21 protein-coding genes and 2 tRNA genes are annotated in these 20,943 nt (G+C 69.1%); 16 read left to right on the forward strand and 7 right to left on the reverse strand.

Annotated features, from left to right (window positions below):
• The 5 genes from BQ9890_RS06470 to tig all read right to left on the reverse strand — a co-directional run.
• On the reverse strand, positions 1–637 hold a 637-nt coding region (locus BQ9890_RS06470), incomplete at its 3' end, for an SIMPL domain-containing protein (RefSeq protein WP_075890241.1).
• A gap of 137 nt (positions 638–774) precedes the next feature.
• Complete coding sequence (locus tag BQ9890_RS06475; protein ID WP_230297848.1) at positions 775–1,170, reverse strand: thioredoxin domain-containing protein; 396 nt, start codon at positions 1,168–1,170, stop codon at positions 775–777.
• A 171-nt stretch (positions 1,171–1,341) separates the two neighbouring features.
• Entirely contained in the window at positions 1,342–1,929 is a 588-nt protein-coding gene (locus tag BQ9890_RS06480) for a SagB/ThcOx family dehydrogenase (protein WP_075890243.1), read from the reverse strand.
• Positions 1,930–2,385: 456 nt separating this feature from the next.
• Positions 2,386–3,594, reverse strand: a complete 1,209-nt coding sequence (locus BQ9890_RS06485) for an IS110 family RNA-guided transposase (RefSeq protein WP_326844909.1) — start codon at positions 3,592–3,594, stop codon at positions 2,386–2,388.
• Between the two features lie 172 nt (positions 3,595–3,766).
• Entirely contained in the window at positions 3,767–5,197 is a 1,431-nt protein-coding gene (tig, locus tag BQ9890_RS06490) for a trigger factor (protein ID WP_078062279.1), read from the reverse strand.
• Between the two features lie 246 nt (positions 5,198–5,443).
• Here tig and BQ9890_RS06495 point away from each other — a divergent pair, with 246 nt between their 5' ends.
• Positions 5,444–6,838, forward strand: a complete 1,395-nt coding sequence (locus tag BQ9890_RS06495) for an MBL fold metallo-hydrolase RNA specificity domain-containing protein (protein ID WP_075890245.1) — start codon at positions 5,444–5,446, stop codon at positions 6,836–6,838.
• A gap of 224 nt (positions 6,839–7,062) precedes the next feature.
• On the opposite strand, the gene BQ9890_RS06500 is transcribed toward BQ9890_RS06495, so the two are convergent.
• Positions 7,063–7,133 (reverse strand) — tRNA-Gly (locus tag BQ9890_RS06500).
• A gap of 235 nt (positions 7,134–7,368) precedes the next feature.
• Between BQ9890_RS06500 and BQ9890_RS06505 the strand changes: the two genes are divergently transcribed.
• Positions 7,369–7,445 (forward strand) — tRNA-Pro (locus tag BQ9890_RS06505).
• Positions 7,446–7,535: 90 nt separating this feature from the next.
• Here the strand turns inward: BQ9890_RS06505 and BQ9890_RS06510 are convergent.
• Positions 7,536–8,195: an SIMPL domain-containing protein gene (locus BQ9890_RS06510; protein WP_075890247.1), complete on the reverse strand. Its 660-nt coding sequence runs from the start codon at positions 8,193–8,195 to the stop codon at positions 7,536–7,538.
• 631 nt (positions 8,196–8,826) lie between these two features.
• Here BQ9890_RS06510 and BQ9890_RS06515 point away from each other — a divergent pair.
• From BQ9890_RS06515 to BQ9890_RS15250, 14 genes are all read left to right on the forward strand, one after another.
• Positions 8,827–9,774, forward strand: a complete 948-nt coding sequence (locus BQ9890_RS06515) for an ABC transporter ATP-binding protein (RefSeq protein ID WP_075890249.1) — start codon at positions 8,827–8,829, stop codon at positions 9,772–9,774.
• Positions 9,762–10,526, forward strand: a complete 765-nt coding sequence (locus BQ9890_RS06520; protein ID WP_075890251.1) for an ABC transporter permease — start codon at positions 9,762–9,764, stop codon at positions 10,524–10,526. The genes BQ9890_RS06515 and BQ9890_RS06520 overlap by 13 nt, the downstream gene beginning before the upstream one ends.
• 6 nt (positions 10,527–10,532) lie before the next feature.
• On the forward strand, positions 10,533–11,183 hold the full coding sequence (locus BQ9890_RS16230) for a hypothetical protein (protein ID WP_230297849.1): 651 nt from the start codon (positions 10,533–10,535) through the stop codon (positions 11,181–11,183).
• Positions 11,092–11,883, forward strand: coding sequence for a sensor histidine kinase (locus BQ9890_RS16235; protein ID WP_230297792.1), 792 nt, complete (start codon positions 11,092–11,094; stop codon positions 11,881–11,883). The genes BQ9890_RS16230 and BQ9890_RS16235 overlap by 92 nt, the downstream gene beginning before the upstream one ends.
• On the forward strand, positions 11,880–12,500 hold the full coding sequence (locus BQ9890_RS06530; RefSeq protein ID WP_075889292.1) for a response regulator: 621 nt from the start codon (positions 11,880–11,882) through the stop codon (positions 12,498–12,500). The genes BQ9890_RS16235 and BQ9890_RS06530 overlap by 4 nt, the downstream gene beginning before the upstream one ends.
• A gap of 72 nt (positions 12,501–12,572) precedes the next feature.
• Complete coding sequence (locus BQ9890_RS16240; protein ID WP_268258644.1) at positions 12,573–13,532, forward strand: transposase; 960 nt, start codon at positions 12,573–12,575, stop codon at positions 13,530–13,532.
• The gene (locus BQ9890_RS16245; protein ID WP_230297851.1) at positions 13,529–13,993 is read left to right on the forward strand and encodes a transposase; all 465 of its coding nucleotides are present in this window, start codon (positions 13,529–13,531) and stop codon (positions 13,991–13,993) included. The genes BQ9890_RS16240 and BQ9890_RS16245 overlap by 4 nt, the downstream gene beginning before the upstream one ends.
• Positions 13,994–14,356: 363 nt before the next feature.
• Positions 14,357–14,659 (forward strand): DUF4193 domain-containing protein, encoded by a 303-nt coding sequence (locus BQ9890_RS06540; protein WP_013162095.1) that lies wholly within the window; start codon positions 14,357–14,359, stop codon positions 14,657–14,659.
• Between the two features lie 744 nt (positions 14,660–15,403).
• Positions 15,404–17,536 carry a glycogen debranching protein GlgX gene (gene glgX, locus BQ9890_RS06555; protein ID WP_075892848.1) on the forward strand — a complete coding sequence of 711 codons (2,133 nt, stop codon included), beginning with the start codon at positions 15,404–15,406 and terminating at the stop codon, positions 17,534–17,536.
• A 69-nt stretch (positions 17,537–17,605) separates the two neighbouring features.
• Positions 17,606–18,034 carry a helix-turn-helix domain-containing protein gene (locus tag BQ9890_RS06560; RefSeq protein WP_075890255.1) on the forward strand — a complete coding sequence of 143 codons (429 nt, stop codon included), beginning with the start codon at positions 17,606–17,608 and terminating at the stop codon, positions 18,032–18,034.
• A gap of 262 nt (positions 18,035–18,296) precedes the next feature.
• Entirely contained in the window at positions 18,297–19,022 is a 726-nt protein-coding gene (locus tag BQ9890_RS16250; RefSeq protein WP_230297852.1) for a hypothetical protein, read from the forward strand.
• Between the two features lie 9 nt (positions 19,023–19,031).
• The gene (locus tag BQ9890_RS16255) at positions 19,032–19,604 is read left to right on the forward strand and encodes a Mu transposase domain-containing protein (protein ID WP_230297853.1); all 573 of its coding nucleotides are present in this window, start codon (positions 19,032–19,034) and stop codon (positions 19,602–19,604) included.
• On the forward strand, positions 19,601–20,413 hold the full coding sequence (istB, locus tag BQ9890_RS06570; protein WP_075890256.1) for an IS21-like element helper ATPase IstB: 813 nt from the start codon (positions 19,601–19,603) through the stop codon (positions 20,411–20,413). Before BQ9890_RS16255 ends, istB begins: the two co-directional genes overlap by 4 nt.
• 63 nt (positions 20,414–20,476) lie before the next feature.
• A complete protein-coding gene (locus BQ9890_RS15250) occupies positions 20,477–20,857 on the forward strand; it encodes a hypothetical protein (protein WP_143226262.1) in 381 nt (126 codons plus the stop codon).
• The last annotated feature ends 86 nt before the right edge of the window (positions 20,858–20,943 follow it).

The following is a 20,943-nucleotide window of genomic DNA, read 5'->3' on the forward strand; positions in this document are numbered from 1 at the left end:
CCTCCGCGCGCACGACCACGTCCCGCGGCTCGATCCTCAGTCCCTCGTCCCCACCGGGGGCGCCGAGCATCCGGGCCCCCGCAATGCCCACCGAAGTGGGTCCGCCGGAGTCCCCACCCCCGCCCAGCATCCCCCGGTCGGCGACCTCGACCACCTGCACGTCGCCGGCCCCGGCTGCGGCGGCCAGCACCCGTGCGCGCCGTCTGGCATCCCCGAGTGCTCCGGCCAGGGTCCGTTCCTCCAGGTCCCTGCGGGTGGTGTCCGTGAGGTCCCACTCCACGCCCTCGACGACCACTCCCTCCCGGGACGACCAGGTGAAGCTCGACCGGGAGAGCTCCTCGAAGTCGGAGAACTCCACGCGCGCCGGGATGCTCGCCGTGTGGACGCGGTCCTGCGGCTTGCCGTCCCGGTCGGTGGGGACCCAGGAGTGGACCGCGAGCGCATCGGTGTGGAAGTCGGTCACCGGGCCACCGGGGACACTGAGGACGCGGACGTCCTCCTGGAGGTCGAGGGCGAGCCTGCGGGTGTCCTCCAGGACCCGGGAGCGGTCGGTGCCCTCGTGCTCGAGGCGGAGTCGGACCGCTCCCCGCTCGGGGGGCGCGCCCAGTTCGTCGGTGCCCCTGAGGGTGATGCGCATGTCGGTTCCTCTTCCCGTGGTCTTGGTTCCCGGTTCCCCGCGTCCGGTGGTGGCGGGGCCGCGTCCTCGCTGGGTCGACGGATCGGGCGGAGGGTCCGGTGCCGCGGATCCGCGAGGACTCTCCTGAGGGTATCCGCTCAGGATGCCTCGGGGTGCAGGGCGTGGGCGGCGGCGACGAGGACCTGGTCGAGGGTGGGCACACCGCTGGCACGCTGCACCTCGACTCCCCCGCTGTCACGCACGATGACGCTCGGTGTGGAGGTGATCCCGTTGTCGCGCGCACGGTCGGGGTCGAGTGCGACGTCGTACTCGTGCAGCTCGGACCCGGGGACGAGGCCGAGGGCGCGGGAGAGCACGCTGCGCGTGTGCAGGCATGCCCCGCAGAAGGTGGAACTGTAGAGCTCGAACACGAGGCGCGGGCTGGTGGAGTGCGGGGCACCCGGGGTCCGGCCCTCCTCCCCCACTCCGCCCACGTCCCGGGGGGCGGGGTCGCGGCGGGCAGGCATCGGGATGCCGGAGGAGTCGTCGTCCATGCCCCGATCCTCCTCCGGCGGGGCCACCTCGGCCAGCCGTGGACTCACCGGGGACGGGCCAGCCGTGGACTCACCGGGAACGGGCCAGCGGTGGACTCACCGGGGACGGGCCCGCCGTGGACTCACCCGTGGTGGCCGACGGGGACTCACCCGGGACCGCCGGCCGTGGACTCACCGGGGGTGGCCGACGGGGACGAGGTAGTGGACCTGCTGCCCCTCGCCCAGGTCGAGGAGCTCCGCCACGGCCCGGTCGTCGAAGGAGCCGATGGTCACCAGGCCCAACCCGAGGGACTGAGCCGCGAGCGCCAGGTTCTGCCCGACGTGCCCGGCCTCCAGCAGGGCGAAGCGCTCCGAGCGGTCCCCGTAGCGTTCGCGCAGGCGATCGGGGGTGGCGACCACGACAAGGACCGCGGGTGCACGGGCCACGGACTCCTGGTCCAGGGCGGCGGCCGCCAGCTCGGCGCGCACGTCCCCCTGGACCAGCTTCTCCAGGGAGTGCGCGTCGGGGCGGTGGAGGTGGACGCCAGCCGGCAGCCCGTCGACGGCACCGGTGACGAGGTGGAGGTCCAGGGGGTACAGGGCACCTGCGGAGGGCACGGTGCGCCCGCCATCGGACTGCACGCCGTACCCGGCCCACAGCAGGGTGGAGACCTCCTCCAGGGTCAGCGCGGTGTCCGTGAACTCCCGGGTGGAGTGGCGTGTGTCGAGGAGCGTCGGCAGTGCTGCGTCCTCACCCGTGGGCAGTGCGGGTGGCGGCAGGAGCGTGGCGGGGACCTCGGGCTGTGCGGTGGAAGCTCCGGAGCCGAGCGTCGTGGGGTCGGGGCCCTCCCCCGCNCACGCGCGACCGCGACACCCCCGGGTCCATCGCTGCCGGGGGCACGAGAGCGGACCTCAGTGACTGAACAGAGCGGACTGATATGGGGGTGTGTGCTGTCAAGTGGGCATGGTGAGGCGCCGCCCGGCACTGGTTGTGGGGCGGCGCCTCGGTCGTCGGGGTGGGGCCTTGTGGGGGTGGGGTGTGTCCGTTGGTGGACGGTGTGGTCACTCTGATATTCGCGGGTTGGTGCCGCATGACGGTGTTCCGGCGGAAGAGGGGTTCACTGCGGTCTTCGAGACGGGCGTGCCCGGGTGGGTGCCCATGTCCGCATCGGTGGTTTCCCTCTCCGACACACTGCCCCACTCCCTCAGGGGCCGGCCTCGACGAGACTGTGGGGCTCAGGCGTCCATGGTGACCAGCACCTGACACCATCCGGCCAGTTCACGCGCGATGGCGCAGTTGGCGACCGTGGGAGTCTTCTTGCGGGCCTTGAATCCCAGCCATCGCTTGTGGAGTCGACGGTTGCCGCGCCCGGCGTGGTCTGCGACTGCTCGGGGGGCCTTGTCCCAGCGTGCCTGCAAGGTGGCAGATGGATGGTAGGTGGGCAGGTGGTGCCAGGCGGCCTCCACCAGGAGCCTGCGCGCATGCGCGTTCCCGGTGCGGGTGAGGCCGCCTTGGTGGCGGGTGGACCCCGAGGAGTGCTCACTGGGGACCAACCCCAGGTAGGAGCCGATGCTGGTGGGGGTGAAACGCTGCCAGTCACCCACCTCCACAGCCAGGCCCACCGCTGTGAGGGTGGAGATGCCGCGCAGGCAGGACAGTCGCTTCACCCCCTCAGCGAAGGAGGACTCCTCAGCCAGGCGGGCGATGCCCTCATCGAGGCGCCCCCTCCTGGCCTCCAGAGCACAGACCGTCTCCCAGGACTCATCAAAGGTCTGCAAGGTCGCCCACCCCGCCCCAGCCAGTCCCTCCCGGCGGATCGTGCCCAGCCACGCCCGGTGAGCCACACCCCACGTGGTCTTGCCCTCATAGAGGAAACCCCGACGCAGGAGCAGCTTGGAGAGACGATGACGAGCGGCCATGAGTTCACGGCGCACGTCATCACGAGCACGCACCAGGTCCCGGGCGGACTCCTCCTCCACGGTGGGGACACGCACTCCCACCACTTGGCCCGCCGCGAGCATCTGGGCCAGGTGGAGGGCATCACGACGGTCCGTCTTGATGCGGTCTCCACTGGCACGCAACAGTTTCGAGGGGGCCGCCACCACACACTCAATGCCCTCCCCCTCCAGGGTCCGTGCCAGGTGGAAACCGGTCGGCCCGGCCTCATAGGCCACCCGCACCCCCCGGGCGTCACCCACACGCGCAATGAAGTCGAGGACCTCCCCGTCCCCACCCCCCAACGCAGCCTCCCGGATCACACCCGAGAGGGGATCAATCGCTGCTGCTCGAACACTGCGAGCGTGAACATCCAACCCAATACACGTAGCATCTGACAACACCTGGGGCCTCCCCTGAATCGCATGTCGGCACCCCCACCCACGGGCGAGGGCGATCCACGAAACCGTGGCACTGCACCCCAACCAGGGCACTGAACCACGTTGCACAGGGAAGGCCCCAGGCCACAAGACCCAACCTCAGACCACCCCCACCCCCATATCGTCTTCGAGGTCCAAACTGAGCGGACCTCACGGGTCGAACAGAGCGGACTTCGACGAAGGGGGCCCGCATCGTTGCCGATGCGGGCCCCCTCGGTGTCGGATCAGTGGCGCGTGTGCGTCACTCGCCTTCCTTGGCGACGGTGTCCTCGTCGTCGTCGGAGTAGTCGTCCTCACCGGTGTGGTCGGCGAACTCCTCGGTCTCCTCCTCGGTCGCGACCTCGGTGGCGTCGACGGGGGACTCGGACGTGCCCTCGCCGGCCTCCTCCTCGGCCTCCTCGGCGGCATCGGCATCACCGAAGAACGCGGACAGGTCCACGTCATTGCCCTCGGTGTCCTTGACGCTCACCTTGCGCAGCGCCTCGATGAGGGCCTTGGTGCGGGCGAGCTGGGCGACCATCGTCTGGACCTGGGAGGAGTCCTGGAACAGCTGGTTGACGTCCATGTTGTAGGTCTGGGCCATCTGCAGCATGTAGTCGATGAGCTCCTGCTGGGAGACCTGGACCTCGAGCTTCTGGGCGAGGGTCTCGGAGAGCAGCTCCTGACGCAGGTCCTTCTCGACCTCGGCGCGGGCGGCCTTCTTCTCCTTGGCGGAGGCGTCCTCCTGGACGCGGTGGCCGACCTCGTGCTCGACGACCGACTCGGGCAGGAGGATCTCGGTGCCCTCCAGGATCTGGTCGAGGAGACGGTCGCGGGCCTGCAGCGCCTGCTCCGAGCGGTTGGTCTGTCCGGCCTGCTCACGCAGGTCCGCCAGCAGCTCTTCGACGGTGTCGAACTCGGAGACCATCTGGGCGAAGTCGTCGTCCGCCTCGGGCAGCTCGCGGGCCTTGACGGCCTTGACGACCAGCTTGACCTCGGCCTCCTCGCCGGCGTGGTCACCGCCCTTGAGCTTGGAGGTGAAGGTGACCTCGTCACCGGCATGGGTGCCGCGCAGGGCCTTGTCCTGACCCTCCAGCATCGTGCCCGACCCGATCTCGTAGGAGACGTCGGAGACGGAGTCGACGGCCTCGCCGTCGACCGTGGCCGTGAGGTCCAGGGTGACGAAGTCGCCGGTCTTGGCCTGGCGCTTGACGGACTTCAGGGAGGCGAAACGTCCACGCAGCTCGTCGAGCTCGGCCTGCACGTCCTCGTCGGTGACGGTGGTGGGATCGACCTCGACCACGGTGGTCTCGTCGAGCTCGGGGAGCTCGAAGGCGGGGACGACGTCGACCTCGGCGGTGAAGACCATCTGACCGCCCTGCTCACCCTCGGTGTTCGGGATCTCGGTGACCTCGACCTCGGGCTGGGCCATGGGGCGCAGCTCGTTCTCGGAGACGGCCTGGGAGTAAATCCGGGGCAGCACCTCGTTGACGGCCTGCTCGATGACGGCGGCGCGACCGAAGCGCTGGTCGATGATCCGCGGGGGGACATGACCCTTGCGGAAGCCGGGGACCTGGACCTGGGAGGCGATGTCCTTGTACGCCTTGTCCATCTGCGGCTTCAGTTCCTCGTACCCGACCTCCACGGTCAGGCGCACCTTGGTGGGCTCGAGGTTCTCAACGGTGCTCTTCACGTGTGTGCACTCCAACGTCTTCTGTTCCGGGGCGCCGATTCCGGGCGCATGACAACCACCCAATCCTACGTCAGGGGTCTGGGGATGTCTCCCGGCGCCCCTGCCCACCAGTGCCGACCGGGGTTGCGTGTGGTCAAGAGCACGCGCCGACGAGGGCGGCCCCACCCCGACCGGGCCCCCGAGCACCACTGCGGACTCCCTGCCCGTTCCCCCACGCCACGAGCCGCGAGCAGGCACAGTGGAGTCATGGGATCGACGACGCTGACCTTCCTCGGGGCCGCCTCCACGGTGACCGGCTCGAAGTTCCTGCTGACCCTGGACGCCGGCGAGCCCTCCGAGCGTCGCATCCTGGTGGACTCCGGCCTGTTCCAGGGTGAGAAGCGCCTGCGGCGCCTGAACTGGGCCGACTTCCCCGTCGCGCCCTCGTCGATCTCCGACGTCCTGGTCACCCACGCCCACCTGGACCACTGCGGCTACCTGCCCCGCCTGGTGCGCCACGGCTTCACGGGCACCATCTGGGCCACACGCAACACGATCGCCCTGTGCGCGATCGTGTTGCGGGACTCCGCCTTCCTGCAGGAGCGCGACGCCGATGACGCCCGCTCGCACGGGTACTCGCGCCACCGCAACCCCGAGCCCCTCTACCGCATCGGCGACGTCGAGCGCACGCTCCCCCTCTTCCGTGAGGTCCCCTTCGACACGGACATCGACCTGGGGGGCGGGGTCTCGGCGCGCTGGACCCATGCCGGGCACATCCTGGGCTCGGCCAGCATCCGGGTGCGTGCTCCCCGCGGCCCGGTGCTCTTCTCCGGGGACATCGGACGTGCCACGCACCCCGTGCTCAGGCCCCGGGAGGTACCCGAAGGCGCGGGCGTGGTCCTGGTGGAGTCGACGTACGGGGACCGGGAGCACCCCGATCCGGGTGCGGAGCGCCACGAGGTCTTCGCCGACGCCATCCGACGCACGGTCGGGCGTGGTGGCTCCGTGCTGGTGCCCGCCTTCGCCGTGGACCGCACGGAGGTGGTGCTGGCGGCACTGGCCGAGATGCAGGAGGCGGGTCGCATCCCTGCCCTGCCGATCTTCGTGGACTCCCCCATGGCGCTGGCCAGCCTGCGCATCTACCAGTCCCCCGGTGCCGCCGCGGAACTGCGCCCCGAGCTGCGCGGGCTGCGACTGCCCGCCCTGGACCTGCGCGAGGTCCACACTGTCGAGGAGTCCAAGCAGCTCAACCGCCCCCACCGGCCCTGCCTGATCATCTCCGCCTCGGGCATGGCCACGGGTGGGCGCGTCCTCCACCACCTGGAGCACATGCTCCCCGACGCCCGCCACACCGTGGTGCTCACCGGCTACCAGGCGGTGGGCACACGAGGGCGGTCCCTGGCCGACGGGGCCACACAGTTGAAGATGCACGGGGCCCATGTCGCCGTGGTCGCCGAGGTGGTGCGGGATGAGGAGTTCTCCGTCCACGCCGACGGCTCCGACACCCTGGACTGGTTGGCGGCCCTGCGCCCACGCCCCCGACGCATCTTCTGCGTACACGGGGAACCGGACTCGGCCCGCGCCCTGGCCGGGCGCATCACTGCGGAGTTGGGGATCGAGGCGAGCGTCCCCGGGCACCTGGACTCGGTGCGCGTGGGGTGAGGGACAACTGTCCACGGTGGTGGCGCCCGCAGCCCGGGTGACGGGACCCTCTGACCGGTGCAGGGTCACCGTCTCGTCATCCATGCCGCGAGGGTGGATGGGAGCGTGGGCACGTGGATGGTGCGGGTGGCTGCATGAGTGGCCAAATCGCGGACGACGGTGCGTCCGGAAGCCGAAGGCCCGGCGTCCACTCTTCGTCGGAACGCCGGGCCCGGGCCGTGCGGAGCGGGCGACGGGAATCGAACCCGCGTGATCTGCTTGGAAGGCAGAGGCTCTACCATTGAGCTACGCCCGCGTCTCGCCGTCCCTCACGGGGCGACAGGGGAATGGTAGCGTGCCGGGCCCGTCGATGCGAACTCCGCCCGCGCACCGCCCCGGCCCGTCGCGCTGGGCTCCACCAGCGGTGACGAGGGCGGCGCCGCCCTCGTCCGCGGGCAGTCACGTGAGCGGCCGCACCCACGGCCGCCGGGCCCGATGTGACCGTCGGGCGGGTGGGAACGTATCATCGACGGGTCGCCCCCGGGCGGCATCGGGGCGTGGCGCAGCTTGGTAGCGCGCTTGCTTTGGGAGCAAGATGTCGTGGGTTCAAATCCCGCCGCCCCGACCATTCTCCCGCGTGGTACCGCGGTTCCCGGCGCACAGTTCCCGGGGCACGGTCACCACCGGCTCCGCCCCGGCAGCACTGGCGACCCACAGGTCACGCCTCCAGGACCACGTCCACCTCCGCGCGCACGACCACGTCCCGCGGCTCGATCCTCAGTCCCTCGTCCCCACCGGGGGCGCCGAGCATCCGGGCCCCCGCAATGCCCACCGAAGTGGGTCCGCCGGAGTCCCCACCCCCGCCCAGCATCCCCCGGTCGGCGACCTCGACCACCTGCACGTCGCCGGCCCCGGCTGCGGCGGCCAGCACCCGTGCGCGCCGTCTGGCATCCCCGAGTGCTCCGGCCAGGGTCCGTTCCTCCAGGTCCCTGCGGGTGGTGTCCGTGAGGTCCCACTCCACGCCCTCGACGACCACTCCCTCCCGGGACGACCAGGTGAAGCTCGACCGGGAGAGCTCCTCGAAGTCGGAGAACTCCACGCGCGCCGGGATGCTCGCCGTGTGGACGCGGTCCTGCGGCTTGCCGTCCCGGTCGGTGGGGACCCAGGAGTGGACCGCGAGCGCATCGGTGTGGAAGTCGGTCACCGGGCCACCGGGGACACTGAGGACGCGGACGTCCTCCTGGAGGTCGAGGGCGAGCCTGCGGGTGTCCTCCAGGACCCGGGAGCGGTCGGTGCCCTCGTGCTCGAGGCGGAGTCGGACCGCTCCCCGCTCGGGGGGCGCGCCCAGTTCGTCGGTGCCCCTGAGGGTGATGCGCATGTCGGTTCCTCTTCCCGTGGTCTTGGTTCCCGGTTCCCCGCGTCCGGTGGTGGCGGGGCCGCGTCCTCGCTGGGTCGACGGATCGGGCGGAGGGTCCGGTGCCGCGGATCCGCGAGGACTCTCCTGAGGGTATCCGCTCAGGATGCCTCGGGGTGCAGGGCGTGGGCGGCGGCGACGAGGACCTGGTCGNGCAGCCGCTGCCAGTGCTCCGGTCACGCGGACGAGGGCGGGGCCGGGAGTTCCCGGCGCTGCCGGGGAGGGACAGCCGTGACCCGCAGGTCCTCACGGGCAGGCGGACCGGAGGTGCTGCTGTCCCCGCGCAGTGGGAGGGGCGCCGTGCCCGCGCCCGGACGGCGTCGGGGACGGGGTGCGGGATGGCCCGGGCGTCCCACGCGCACGGGGGCGCGGACCTGCTGCGCTGGGCGTGGTCGGGGGCATCGGCTCCTCCAAGCGGTCGACGTCGATGTCGCTCCCCCTCCACGCTACCGGAGTGGGCCCTCGACGGTGCCCGCAGGGCACGCGCTCCGGCACCGGGGCGCCCACCATCCACCGAATGGTGGATGCCGGAATCAACCGGAGCGCGGGCGTGACGGTCGATGTGGCGGGCAGTGGCGCCCCGTAGCGTCGCAGCATGACCGCACTGGAAGTACGAGAACTGCACAAGCGCTACGGGCAGCGCGTGGCCGTCGAGGATGTCTCCTTCACCGTCGGGGACGGGGAGATCTTCGGTGTCATCGGACCCAACGGCGCAGGGAAGACCACGACCGTGGAGTGCATCTCCGGGCTGCGCACCCCCGACTCGGGAACGATCTCCGTGCTGGGACTCGACCCGATCAAGGACCGCGCCGAGGTGCGCGAGCGACTCGGCGTGCAGCTGCAGGAGAGCAGCTTCCCCGACGCGATCAAGGTCGAGGAGGCCCTCGAGCTCCACAGCTCCTTCTACCGGGATCCCGCCGACTGGCGTGAACTCATGGAGGTCCTGGGGCTCAGCGACAAACGCGGCACACGGTACAAGGCCCTCTCGGGAGGCCAGAAGCAGCGTCTGTCCATCGCACTCGCCCTCGTCGGCAACCCCCGGATGGCGATCCTCGACGAGCTCACGACGGGACTCGACCCCCAGGCCAGGCGCGAGACGTGGAGCCTCATCGAACGGGTCCGCGACGCAGGGGTCACCATCCTCCTCGTCACGCACTTCATGGACGAGGCGGAGCGTCTCTGTGACCGCATCGCCGTCATCGACCGTGGCCGGGTGGCGGCCGTCGACACACCGGCGGGGCTGGTCGAGCAGGCGAGCGCTGTGCAACAGGTCCGCTTCCGGCTCACCCAGCCGCTGGACAGGAGGATCCTGACGGACCTTCCCGAGGTGACCGGGGTCGAGGTCGCCGGGGAGCGTTGGCAGGTCACCGGCAGCGGGCAGCTCCTGGGCAGCGTCGCGGGAGCCCTCGCGAGGGCGGAGGTCGTGGCGGAGGAACTCCGCGTCGACCAGCGCAGCCTCGACGACGCCTTCCTGGCCTTCACGGGCCGGGCCCCGAGTCCCCGCAACCCCACCACGAGGAGGTCTGAACCATGTCCGCTCTGATGAACATGATCAAGGTCGAGACGAAGCTGTTCCTCCGGGACCCCACGACCCTCACCTTCGGTGTCCTCTTCCCGACCACCCTCCTGCTGGGACTGGGTTCCATCCCGGCGCTGCGGGAGTCCTCACCGGACACCGGCGGGCTGCGGGCCATCGACATCTGGGCGCCGACCGCACTGGTCTTCGGGATGGTCCTGATCGCCGTTCAGCACGTTCCGGCGGTGATCGCGACGTACCGCGAACGCGGCATCCTGCGCAGGTTGTCGACCACCCCGGTGCACCCGCGCAACGTCCTGGTCGCGCAGATGATCGTCGCATTCGCGTCGGTGCTCGTCTCCGCGGCACTCATGGTCCTCGCAGCGTGGGCGGTGCTGGGCATCGCCCCACCCGAGCGACCCCTGGAGTTCCTCGTCGCCTTCGTCGTGGGCTACGCGGCGGTGCTCGCGGTGAGCATGGTCCCCGCGGCCCTCGTGCGCACCAGTGGTGCCGCGACCCAAGTCGGCACGCTGTTGTTCGTGGCACTGATGTTCTTCGGCGGGGCCTTCCTGCCCCGCGTCCTCATGCCCGACCTCCTGCGTGAGGTCGGGGAGTTCATCCCTCCCGGTCTGCAGGCCCTCACCGCGGCGTGGTCGGTCGAGGCGGGCGAGATCACCGCCACCGCCGGCGGGCAGCCGTTCTGGCTCCAGATTGCCATAATGGCGGGTATTGCAGTGGTGGCGAGCGCCATCGCGGCGAAGCTCTTCCGCTGGGAGTAGGTGACGATGATGCGGGACGCCAGGGACGGGGACTCCCCGGACTCCCGGACGCCCGGGTCCGACATCGCGGAGGAGGCGCAGGCCGTGAACCGCTCGCGGCTGGCCTGGAAGGCGGAGCAGCTGCGGGTCTGGGACCTGCTGCAACTGGTGACGCCGTGGGTGCTGCTGACGATCTCGACGGCGATCTACTTCTCCTGGGAGCTGCCGAACTCCGGTGACGCGTTCTGGCCCACCGGCGTATCCGTCCTCGCCCTGGTCGCCGTTGCGGCGCTGTGGATGCTGTTCGGGCAGACACTCCCCCTGAGGAGGGGGACCCTCCGGCCCGTGTCGGCGGCCATCTACTTCGTCGGCCTGCTGGCACTGTGCCTCGCGCTCATGTCGCTGTCCGACATCTTCGTCATCCTCACGGTCGCGGGATTCTTCCACGCCTACCTGCTCTCACCCTGGCCGGTGGGAGTGCTGGGCGTGCTGGCCACGTCCGTGGCCCTCAACGGCTCGGCGATGCGGGTGTGGAGCGACCCGAACGCCCAGGTGCTCACGGAGTTCGTCCTCATCGTCGCCCGCCGTGCAGACCGCAGCGATCGGGGTGGGCATCGTGCTCACGGCGCGCAGCAGGCCCGAGGAACGCAAGCGGGAGCAACTCGTCGAGAGACTTGAGGCGGCGCTGCACGAGAACGCCGGGCTCCACGCACAACTGGTCACCCAGGCCCGCGAGTCCGGGGCGCAGGACGAACGCCAGCGACTGGCCCGGGAGATCCACGACACCCTGGCCCAGGGCCTCGCAGGGATCATCACCCAGCTCCAGGCAGCGCAGCGTTCCCCAGTCGTGCAGGGAGAGGCGGAGGAGCACGTCGGGCGGGCGCTCCGCCTCGCACGCAGCAGCCTGAGCGAGGCCCGGCGGTCCGTGCGTGCACTCGCACCCGAGGAACTGGGACGGGCCCACCTGCCCGAGGCACTGCGCACCCTGACCGAGGGGTGGTCCACGGACCACGGGACGAACGCCCACCTGGAGGTCACCGGCACCCGGGTGCCGTTGAGCCCCGCGATCGAGGTGTCGCTCTTCCGGGTCGTCCAGGAGTCACTGACGAACGTCGCGAAGCACGCCGACGCCTCGCGCGTGGGCGTCACGCTGTCGTACGCGGGCAGCGAGGTGCTGCTGGACGTGCGCGATGACGGACGCGGGTTCGCCGACGAGGACGGCACCGGCTTCGGCCTGACGAGCATGCGCCAACGCATCAGGGGCGTCGGCGGTCACGTGGAGGTGCAGAGCGCACCGGGTGAGGGGACCTCCGTCAGTACGCGCGTTCCCGAGATCGCCCCCGGGAGCGCACGGGTCACGGAAGGGAGCGGGCAATGATCCGACTGGTGATCGTCGACGACCACCCGGTCGTCAGGGGTGGGCTGCGCGACACCTTCGCGGATGCCGAGGACATCGTCGTGGTGGGAGAGGCGGCCGACGGCGCCGAGGGCATTGCCCGTGCCGAGGCGATGGCAGCGGACGTGGTGCTCATGGACCTGCGCATGCCCGGGATGGACGGTGTCTCCGCGACCGCCGCCCTGCGCGAACACCTCCCGGACGTGCGGGTCCTGGTCCTCACGACCTTCGACAGCGAGAGCGACGTGCTGCCGGCGATCGAGGCGGGAGCCACCGGCTACCTCCTCAAGGACGCGCTGCCCGAGGAGTTGATGCGGGCAGTGCGCGCGGCTGCGCGCGGGGAGTCGGTGCTCGCGCCCTCGGTGACCCAGCACCTCATGGGACAGGTGCGCAGGCCCGGTGCCGGCACGCTGACCGACCGGGAGAAGGAGGTGCTGCAACTGGTCGCGAACGGCAACTCCAACCGGGAGGCGGCTGCGGCGCTGTTCATCGGCGAGGCGAGCATCAAGACCCACCTGCAGCACATCTACGACAAGCTCGGCGTCCGCGACCGGGCCTCCGCCGTTGCCGAGGGCTACCGTCGTCGCCTCCTCACCTGAGCCTTGATCCACCGTTGTGGGGGTGGGTTTTGGGTGTGGGAACAGGGAAGATGCCCCTTCTGATCTGGGACAATGGGTGTTGGTAGACAAACCATTGGACGCAGTCGAGGGGGCATCTTCGAGGTGCAATCGTCTCACACTCCCACCCGCCGTTTCACGCCCGTCTTCGATGAGGATCATCTCGTGGCTGCAGGCGGCCTGCCCGCGGTGATGGGACTGGCCCAGCGGGCAGGCTTCACAGGTCTGCTGAAGGCGCGCCTCACGGTGGCATCCCCCAACGCGCCCGTGAAGGTCCGCGCGCTGGTGGCGGGCATGCTGGCCGGTGCTGATGACATTGACGGCATGGACATCCTCCGTTCGGGTGGGTCGGCAAAGGTGGTGGGGGCGGTGCGTGCCCCCACCACGTTGGGGACGCACCTGCGGTCCTACACCCACGGTCACACCCTCCAGCTGGGAGCCGTCAACCGCCAGCTCCTGACCAACTTGGCTCCCCTGGTCCCCACCCTCTTCGGCAGCGATCCCCTGGTCATGGTCGACCTCGACGATACGATCCGCGAGGTGCACGGGTACTCCAAGCAGGCCGTGGCGTATGGCTACAACCACGTCAAGGGCCTCAACGCGCTGGTCGCCACCATCAGCACCGACCACTCTGCGCCCGTGATCGCAGGCGCCCAACTGCGTCGCGGCAACGTGAAGTCGGGGGATCATGCCGCCTGGCATGCCACGAGAGCCCTCACCCTGGCCAAGAAGGTCCGCCCAGGTGTTCAGATCATGGGGCGGGCCGACAGCGCGTTTTGCACCTGCACCTTCGTCCACGCCTTCCAAGACGCTGGATGCTGGTTCTCCGTGACCATCCCCCAGTGGCAGACCGTGACCCGAGCCATCAGTGGGATCACGGAAGACGCCTGGGTGGGCATCCACTACCCCGACGCCATCTTCGAAGAAGACACCGGAGAGTGGATCAGTGACGCTGAGGTCGCTGAAGTCCCTTCTCAACCGCCTTCACCTCCCATCCCAAGAAGGAACAGGTGACGTGCCGCCTGATCGTGCGACGCGTCAAGCGGCTGAACCCCAAGGCTCACGCGGGCCAGGGGGAACTCTTCGACACCTACCGCTACCACCCCTTCATCACCAACTCTGACCTGTCGATGCTCCAAGCTGATGAGCGTCACCGAGGCCATGCCCTCATCGAACAAGTCATGGCGGAGCTGAAGGGCAATGCCTTGGCCCACCTGCCCTCAGGCCGCTTCACCGCCAACGCCGCCTGGCTGCAGCTGGCGGTACTCGCCTTCAACATCTCCCGGGCCGCAGCCCACGCCGCGGGCATGAACACCGCCCGCATGCCCACCATCCGCCAGCGCCTGGTCATGGTGCCAGTCCGCACCGCCCACCACTCCAGGCGTCGAATCCTGCACTACCCCACCCACTGGCCCTGGCAGGACGAGCTCACCACCTTGTGGGCCACCGGTGCTGGCCCACCCATCGCGGCCTGACCACCCACCCACACAGCCCCACCGGGCCCAACCCGAGGAACCCCAGGACAAGCCGACACGAGAGGTCGGAGACTCACTCGCGCCCACACCACCCCGACACCCTTCCACCAGACCTCCCACGCAATCACTCGACCCACCCATCCCAAGAACGGTGGATCAGGGCTTAAACCGCTATGGCCGCCGGTGATTGACTTCGTGCGCCGATCAGCTGCTGGGCGTCCGGAAGTCCTTGCTATCTATTGCGGCGGTCTCGGATGTCGTCGCGCTATGCGTTGATACCGCACTTGATTCCACTCGATGGGACAATCGGTTTGGGATGCATAGAGGGGTTGTAGAAAGGGCATTCAGAAGGGGCGGTAGGGGATGGCCAGAGACTATGACGCGCCGCGCGAGACGGATGAGGACCTGACCGAGACGCCGGTGGCGGAGATGCCGGGGCGTGAGCCGAGCGTGGCCACGATCGATGATGACGAGGACCTGCTCCTCGCGGAGACATTTGAGCTTCCTGGGGCCGATCTGTCCGGTGAGGAACTCACCGTCCAAGTCGTCCCGAAACAGAAGGACGAGTTCACCTGCACCCGGTGCTTCCTGGTTCACCACCACAGCCAGCTGGTCAGCACCGTGGGCAGCGAGCCGGCGGTGTGCGCCGAGTGCGCGACGGAGTGAGCGGTGCCGGACCTGGGCGGGCTGGTCGTGGTGCTCATCTTGGCCGTCTGCCTCGTCAGCATGCTGCTCCTGGCCCCGCTCGTTGAGGCGTGGCTCTGGCGGGCGATCGGCCACGAGAACCACACCGGTGACAACTGGCCTGCCGCCGAGGATGAGTCGCCAAGCCTTGCAGGTCGGGCGCGGCCTTCGCCTTCGGTGAGCCCGGCGTCCGTGGAAGCGGCGTCGCTTTCTCACCGCCGCAGCACGGGCGGGGCGCCGGTGTCGTGACGGGGCGACGGCTGAACGGCAGAGAGCTCGGCCTGCCCGGTCTGGCGGTAGCGCTCAGTGAGGCCGCTGACTGGCGCGGCGAGGCACTCGAGCAGCTCGGCTTGGTGCGGTGGGAACCAGGGATGGGCGCGGTGCCGGTGCTGGAGGGCATCACCGCGGACCTGACGGCTCGCCGGTGGGTCCCCATCGAACGGTCCGGGCCCCGCGAGGAGCCCACGCTGCTCGTCTCTGGCTTGTTCACCGGCCCGCACCCGATCGTATGGGAGCGTCTGGTCCACCACGGCGGCGGACTCCTCCTCGCCGTCCACGACTCCGCACCGGAGGGTCAGATGCCCTCATTGTGGGTCGGTGTTGTGCGCGCCCACGTGGGTCGCGCAACCGACATGACGCCACCGGGCCCGCCGGTATATAGTGGTGCCCCGGGCTTCGGCGGCACCCCGTCTGCCACCAGGGCAGGAAGAATGACAGGAGGTGTTCGTGGAAGTCTGGCCGGGCACACCGTACCCGTTGGGGGCGACCTATGACGGCACGGGGACGAACTTCGCCCTGTTCTCCGAACTCGCCGAGCGGGTGGAGCTGTGCCTGTTCGATGACGCCGGTGCCGAGACACGGGTGGAGCTGGCCGAGGTCGACGGGTTCATCTGGCATGCCTTCCTGCCGAGCGTGGGCCCGAGGCAGCGCTACGGCTACCGGGTCCACGGCCCATACGACCCGGCCCGCGGTCAGCGGTCCAACTCCGCGAAGCTGCTGCTGGACCCCTACGCCAAAGCGGTCGAGGGGCCGGTGGACTGGGACGAGTCACTGTTCGGCTACCGCTTCGGCCGGCCGTGGGAGCGCAGCGACGCCGACTCTGCGGCCCACCAGACCCGGTGTGTGGTGGTCAACCCGTACTTCGACTGGCACGGTGATCGTCCGCTGCGCATCCCGTATCACGAGTCGGTCGTCTACGAGACCCACGTGCGTGGCCTAACGATCGGCCATCCGGAGCTGCCGCCGGAGCTGCGCGGCACCTACGCCGGCCTGGCCCACCCGGCCGTGGTGGAGCACCTGCAACGCCTGGGTGTCACCGCGGTGGAGCTCATGCCCGTGCACGAGTTCGTCAACGACCACCACCTCGTCCAACGTGGGCTGTCGAACTACTGGGGATACAACACCATCGGGTTCTTCGCCCCGCACCACCGCTACGCCGCCCAGGGCACACGCGGGCAGCAGGTGGCCGAGTTCAAGGCGATGGTCCGTACCCTGCACGAGGCGGGCATCGAGGTCATCCTTGACGTGGTCTACAACCACACCGCCGAGGGCAACCACCTGGGCCCGACCCTGTCCTTCCGCGGCATCGACAACCCGGCCTACTACCGCCTCGCCGCCGACCCGTTTTACTACGTGGACTACACGGGCACCGGCAACACCCTCAACGTGCGTCATCCGCACGCGCTGCAGCTGATCATGGACTCGCTGCGCTACTGGGCGATTGAGATGCACGTCGACGGGTTCCGCTTTGATCTGGCCGCCGCCTTGGCCCGGGAGTTCCACGACGTCGACCGCCTCGCCGCGTTCTTCGACCTGGTCCAGCAAGACCCCGTGGTTTCCCAGCGCAAGCTCATCGCCGAACCGTGGGACATCGGCGCCGGCGGTTACCAGGTCGGTAACTTCCCGCCCCTGTGGACCGAGTGGAACGGCCGCTACCGCGACACCGTCCGCGACTTCTGGCGCGGCACTCCCGGGACCATCGGGGAGTTCGCCTCCCGGCTCACCGGCTCCTCCGACCTGTATGAGTCCAGCGGCCGGCGCCCGTACGCCTCGATCAACTTCATCACCGCCCACGACGGCTTCACCCTCCAGGACCTGGTCTCCTACAACACCAAGCACAACGAGGCCAACGGGGAGAACAACGCCGACGGGACCAATGACAACCGCTCGTGGAACTGCGGGGTCGAAGGCCCCACCGATGACGCGGCCGTCCTGGCGTTGCGCGAGCGGCAGAAGCGCAACCTGCTCGCCACGCTGTTGCTGTCCCAAGGGGTGCCGATGCTATTGGCCGGTGACGAGCTGGGCCGTACCCAGGACGGCAACAACAACGCCTACTGCCAGGACAACGAGCTGTCCTGGGTCGACTGGGGTCGCGCCGCGCAGTTCAGCGAGCTGACCGAGTTCACCGGCCGGCTCATTCGCCTGCGCCGCGAGCACCCGGTGTTTCGCCGGCGCCGGTTCTTTCAAGGCCGCCCCGTGCGCGGCACCAACCTTGAAGACATCGCCTGGCTCACGCCTGCCGGTGAGCTGATGAGCGACCATGAGTGGACCGCCGGGCACGCCCGCGCTCTGACCGTCTTCCTCAACGGCGAGGGCATCCCCGAACCAGACCGCCGCGGTCGGCCCGTGCGCGACGATTCCTTTCTCCTCATGGTCAACCCCACACCCGCGCCGTTGTCGTTCACCGTGCCCGGGATCGAGTACGGCACCACCTGGACGGACTACCTCGACACCGCCGACCACACGACCGGCATCACCGTCGCAGCCGGGGCCATCCCGGCTTCAGCGCCGCGATACGGACCCCGCGACGTCATCACGCTCGAACCCCACTCCCTCCGACTGCTCATCTGCACCCACTGACCCGCTGCGCGGTACTGCATCTGCGGTCACTCCGGCGCCGGGTCGGTCCGCAAGGTGGTGTGAGGTCACGTGAGCGAACACGGCGGTTTGGAGGAAGACAGCTGGGCAACCTCGTTCCGGTCCCGTCTCAACTTCCTCGTGGCTATGGTGCCCCCGCCGTCTGGTGAAAAGTGGACCAACGAACTCATCGCAGAGGAGTGTTTGGCCAGGGGAGTGGAAGCCACTTACTCCAATATCGCCCATCTCAGAACGGGCCGCCGGACGAACCCGTCAGCCCGTCTCGTGGGCGCTCTAGCACAGGTTTTCGGGGTCGACGTTGACTACTTCTTCAACGATCTCCGCGCCCATCAGATTCAGAAGCAGTTCCTGGCGCTGCAACAGCTCCGCGAGTCCGGAGTGAAGATCGAGGGCATCGCAGCCCGCGGTGAGGGTCTGAACCCCGACCTGGTGATGGAAGCCGTCAGGGCTCTGCGCCGTGACTCAGACGACCGACGATGACGTCGTAGAGTGACTCACCAGCTTGTGATCATCGACAAGCGGGGGGAGAGTCCGATGAACGCTCGACACGTGTTTTCGACGGTTCTTCGTGATGTCAGGTCAGTGGTGACGGCGCTCACTGAAATTCCTCGGTTCTGCTCATCGAAATTCCCCACTCTGGGTCGCTCCGCCGCATGAGGCGGGCCTTCCTCGATGCTGGTGGTCTCTGACCACACACCAGCCCGAGGAAGGCCCTGTTCTCATGCTCTCAGAGAGGAGCAGCGTGGACATCCACGCTCTGAAACGGCAGGGGATGACGATCAGCGAGATCGCCCGCCGCACTAACCATGACCGCAAGACCATCCGCGCGTATCTGAACGGTGCACGCCAGCCCGGGATGCGTGAGCGCACCATCCCGGACTCGTTCGACGAGTTCGTCGACTACGCCACCGCGAGACTGACCGAGGACCCGCACCTGTGGGCGGTGACGCTGCTCGACGAGCTGCGACCGCTCGGTTACGAGGGGTCGTATCCGACGCTGACGCGGCAGATTCGTGCCCGCGGGCTGCGTCCGGCGTGCACCGCGTGCGCGCACGTCACCAAACGCGCAAACGCGGTCATCGAGCACCCGCCCGGGGAGGAGACCCAGTTCGACTGGGTCGAGATGCCCGAACCGCCCGCGCATTGGGGGTTCGGACGCAAGACCGCGTATGTCCTGGTCGGGTCGCTCGCGCACTCGGGTGTCTGGCGGGGCGTGATCTCCCCGTCGATGGACACCCCGCACCTGCTCGCCGCGATGACGACCCTGCTCGCCCTGCTGGGCGGGCTCACGAAGACCTGGCGGTTCGACCGGATGCGGACGGTCCTGGACCACCGCACCGGCGACCTGGTCCCGCAGTTCGCCGCGTTCGCGAAGCACCACGGCGTCACCGCGGTGGTCTGCCGGCCGAGGTCGGGGAACAGGAAGGGCGTGGTCGAGAAGAACAATCACACCGCCGCTGGGCGCTAGTGGCGGACCTTGCCCGACGACCTCACCCTCGAGCAAGCGCAGGCCAGCCTGAACACGTTCGCCGCAGGGCAGGACGACCGGCGGCGTGAGGGCGAGCTCGGGACGACGACAGCGTCCGCCCTGTTCGTGAACGAGCGGCTCAGACCGCTACCTGCGGTTGTGTTCCCTGTGATCATCACAGAGGAGCGCACCGCGACCCGGCAAGCGCTGATCGACTGGCGCGGGAATCGCTACTCCGTCCCGCCCGAACTCGCCGCCGCGAAAGTCGAGGTCCGGCAGCGGCTCGGCGCGGACATCATCGACATCGCCACCGCATCGGGGACGGTCGTCGCCCGCCACCAGGTTGCCGAACCCGGCCTCGGCGTCACGATCCGCGACAGCGGCCATGTCACCGCACTGGAGGCCATCGCGATGGCGTCAGCGACACCAGGACGCCCGCACCGCCGCAAAGAACGCATCCCACCCGGCAGCGCCGCGCTGCGCGCTGCCGCAGCCCTCACCAGCGCTGCAGCGCAGCCTTCGACCGTGATCAGCCTGGCCGCTTACGAGCAGGCCGCGAAGAACAGGAACACCCTCCGATGACCACAACCACAGCCACCACGACGGCAGCGAGCGTCTATCAACAACTGCGCGGCCACCTCACCGACCTGAAACTCGCCGACGCCGCGGACGCCCTCCCCGCCGTCCTCGACCAGGCGCAAGCCGAAGGATGGACCCTGACGCAGGCCCTCGAGCACCTACTGCGAGTCGAGGTCACCGCCACCGACGCCCGCCGCTTGGCTGGCCGGTTCCGCTTCGCGAACCTCCCCACCGGGCAGACCCTGGACGACTTCGATCACGACGCCGCATCCGGCATCGACCGGTCGCTGCTGGCCGAGCTCGGCACCTGCCGGTTCATCGACACCGCCACCAACGTGCTCCTGATCGGCCCGCCCGGCGTCGGGAAGACCCACATCGCCACCGGCCTCGGCCACGCCGCCGTCACCGCCGGCTACCGCGTCTACTTCACCTCCGCCGCCGAACTCGCCGCCCGCTGCCACCGCGCCGCGATCGAAGGCAAGTGGTCGACGATGATGCGTTTCTTCGCCGGTCCGACCCTGCTCATCATCGACGAGCTTGGCTACCTGCCACTACCCGGCGAGGCCGCCTCAGCCTTGTTCCAGGTCATCAACCAGCGCTACCTGAAGACCTCCATCGTGATCACCACGAACCGGCCGGTCGGAGCCTGGGGCGAGATCCTCGGCGACACCACCGTCGCCGCAGCCATGCTCGACCGGCTCTTGCACCGATCCGTCGTGATCACCCTCGATGGAGCCTCTTACCGGCTCCGCCACCACGCCACCGCCGCAGACGAACTCCGCCGCGTCACGACCGGCACGAACCTGCGCTAACCTGACCACGCGACCTGAGGAATTCCGATGAGCAACTCTGGGGAATTTCGATGAGCGCCATCAGTGGACGAGGCCATCAAAGCGACGAGCGCTGCCACAGGGCGACCCATCTGTCTCCAAGAGGTCTCATACCTAGGACAGCAGGGCCCTTCCGGTCTTCTGGTGCAGTCCGGATCATGTGATGTCATCCAGCTACCATCCGGCGTATCTGGTCGCCGTCGGGTCGGGATCATTGGTCATGAGCTTGGCCACCTCCTTCTGGGGCATCAGCCCGAGGATCTCTCTGGCTTGTTTTCCATCGACCCGGACATCGTCAAACGGATCTTGGCTCGTCACCACTTCGACGACAGGAAGGAGCGAGACGCTGAGCTGATTGGCACGATGCTGGCTCAGACCATCGGAAGGAATCTTCAGTTCGAAGGTCTGTGGAGCTGCCTGTCATGACGATTGACCTGGTGCTTGTTGGCTTGTGGCTGGTGGGGATCGTCGACCTGACACGCACTCTGCGCGGCGTGTCTGAGTAAATTGAC

It is taken from the genome of Actinomyces provencensis (assembly GCF_900155435.1).
Lineage (GTDB): Bacteria > Actinomycetota > Actinomycetes > Actinomycetales > Actinomycetaceae > Pauljensenia > Pauljensenia provencensis.

Excerpts from the sequence above, each read along its gene's own strand:
- BQ9890_RS06475 (WP_230297848.1), bottom strand. The coding sequence starts at position 1,170 with ATGGACGACGACTCCTCCGGCATCCCGATGCCTGCCCGCCGCGACCCC.
- BQ9890_RS06495 (WP_075890245.1), top strand. The coding sequence starts at position 5,444 with ATGGGATCGACGACGCTGACCTTCCTCGGGGCCGCCTCCACGGTGACC.
- BQ9890_RS06510 (WP_075890247.1), bottom strand. The coding sequence starts at position 8,195 with ATGCGCATCACCCTCAGGGGCACCGACGAACTGGGCGCGCCCCCCGAG.
- BQ9890_RS06515 (WP_075890249.1), top strand. The coding sequence starts at position 8,827 with ATGACCGCACTGGAAGTACGAGAACTGCACAAGCGCTACGGGCAGCGC.
- BQ9890_RS06520 (WP_075890251.1), top strand. The coding sequence starts at position 9,762 with ATGTCCGCTCTGATGAACATGATCAAGGTCGAGACGAAGCTGTTCCTC.
- BQ9890_RS16230 (WP_230297849.1), top strand. The coding sequence starts at position 10,533 with ATGATGCGGGACGCCAGGGACGGGGACTCCCCGGACTCCCGGACGCCC.
- BQ9890_RS06530 (WP_075889292.1), top strand. The coding sequence starts at position 11,880 with ATGATCCGACTGGTGATCGTCGACGACCACCCGGTCGTCAGGGGTGGG.
- BQ9890_RS16240 (WP_268258644.1), top strand. The coding sequence starts at position 12,573 with ATGGGTGTTGGTAGACAAACCATTGGACGCAGTCGAGGGGGCATCTTC.
- BQ9890_RS06540 (WP_013162095.1), top strand. The coding sequence starts at position 14,357 with ATGGCCAGAGACTATGACGCGCCGCGCGAGACGGATGAGGACCTGACC.
- istB (WP_075890256.1), top strand. The coding sequence starts at position 19,601 with ATGACCACAACCACAGCCACCACGACGGCAGCGAGCGTCTATCAACAA.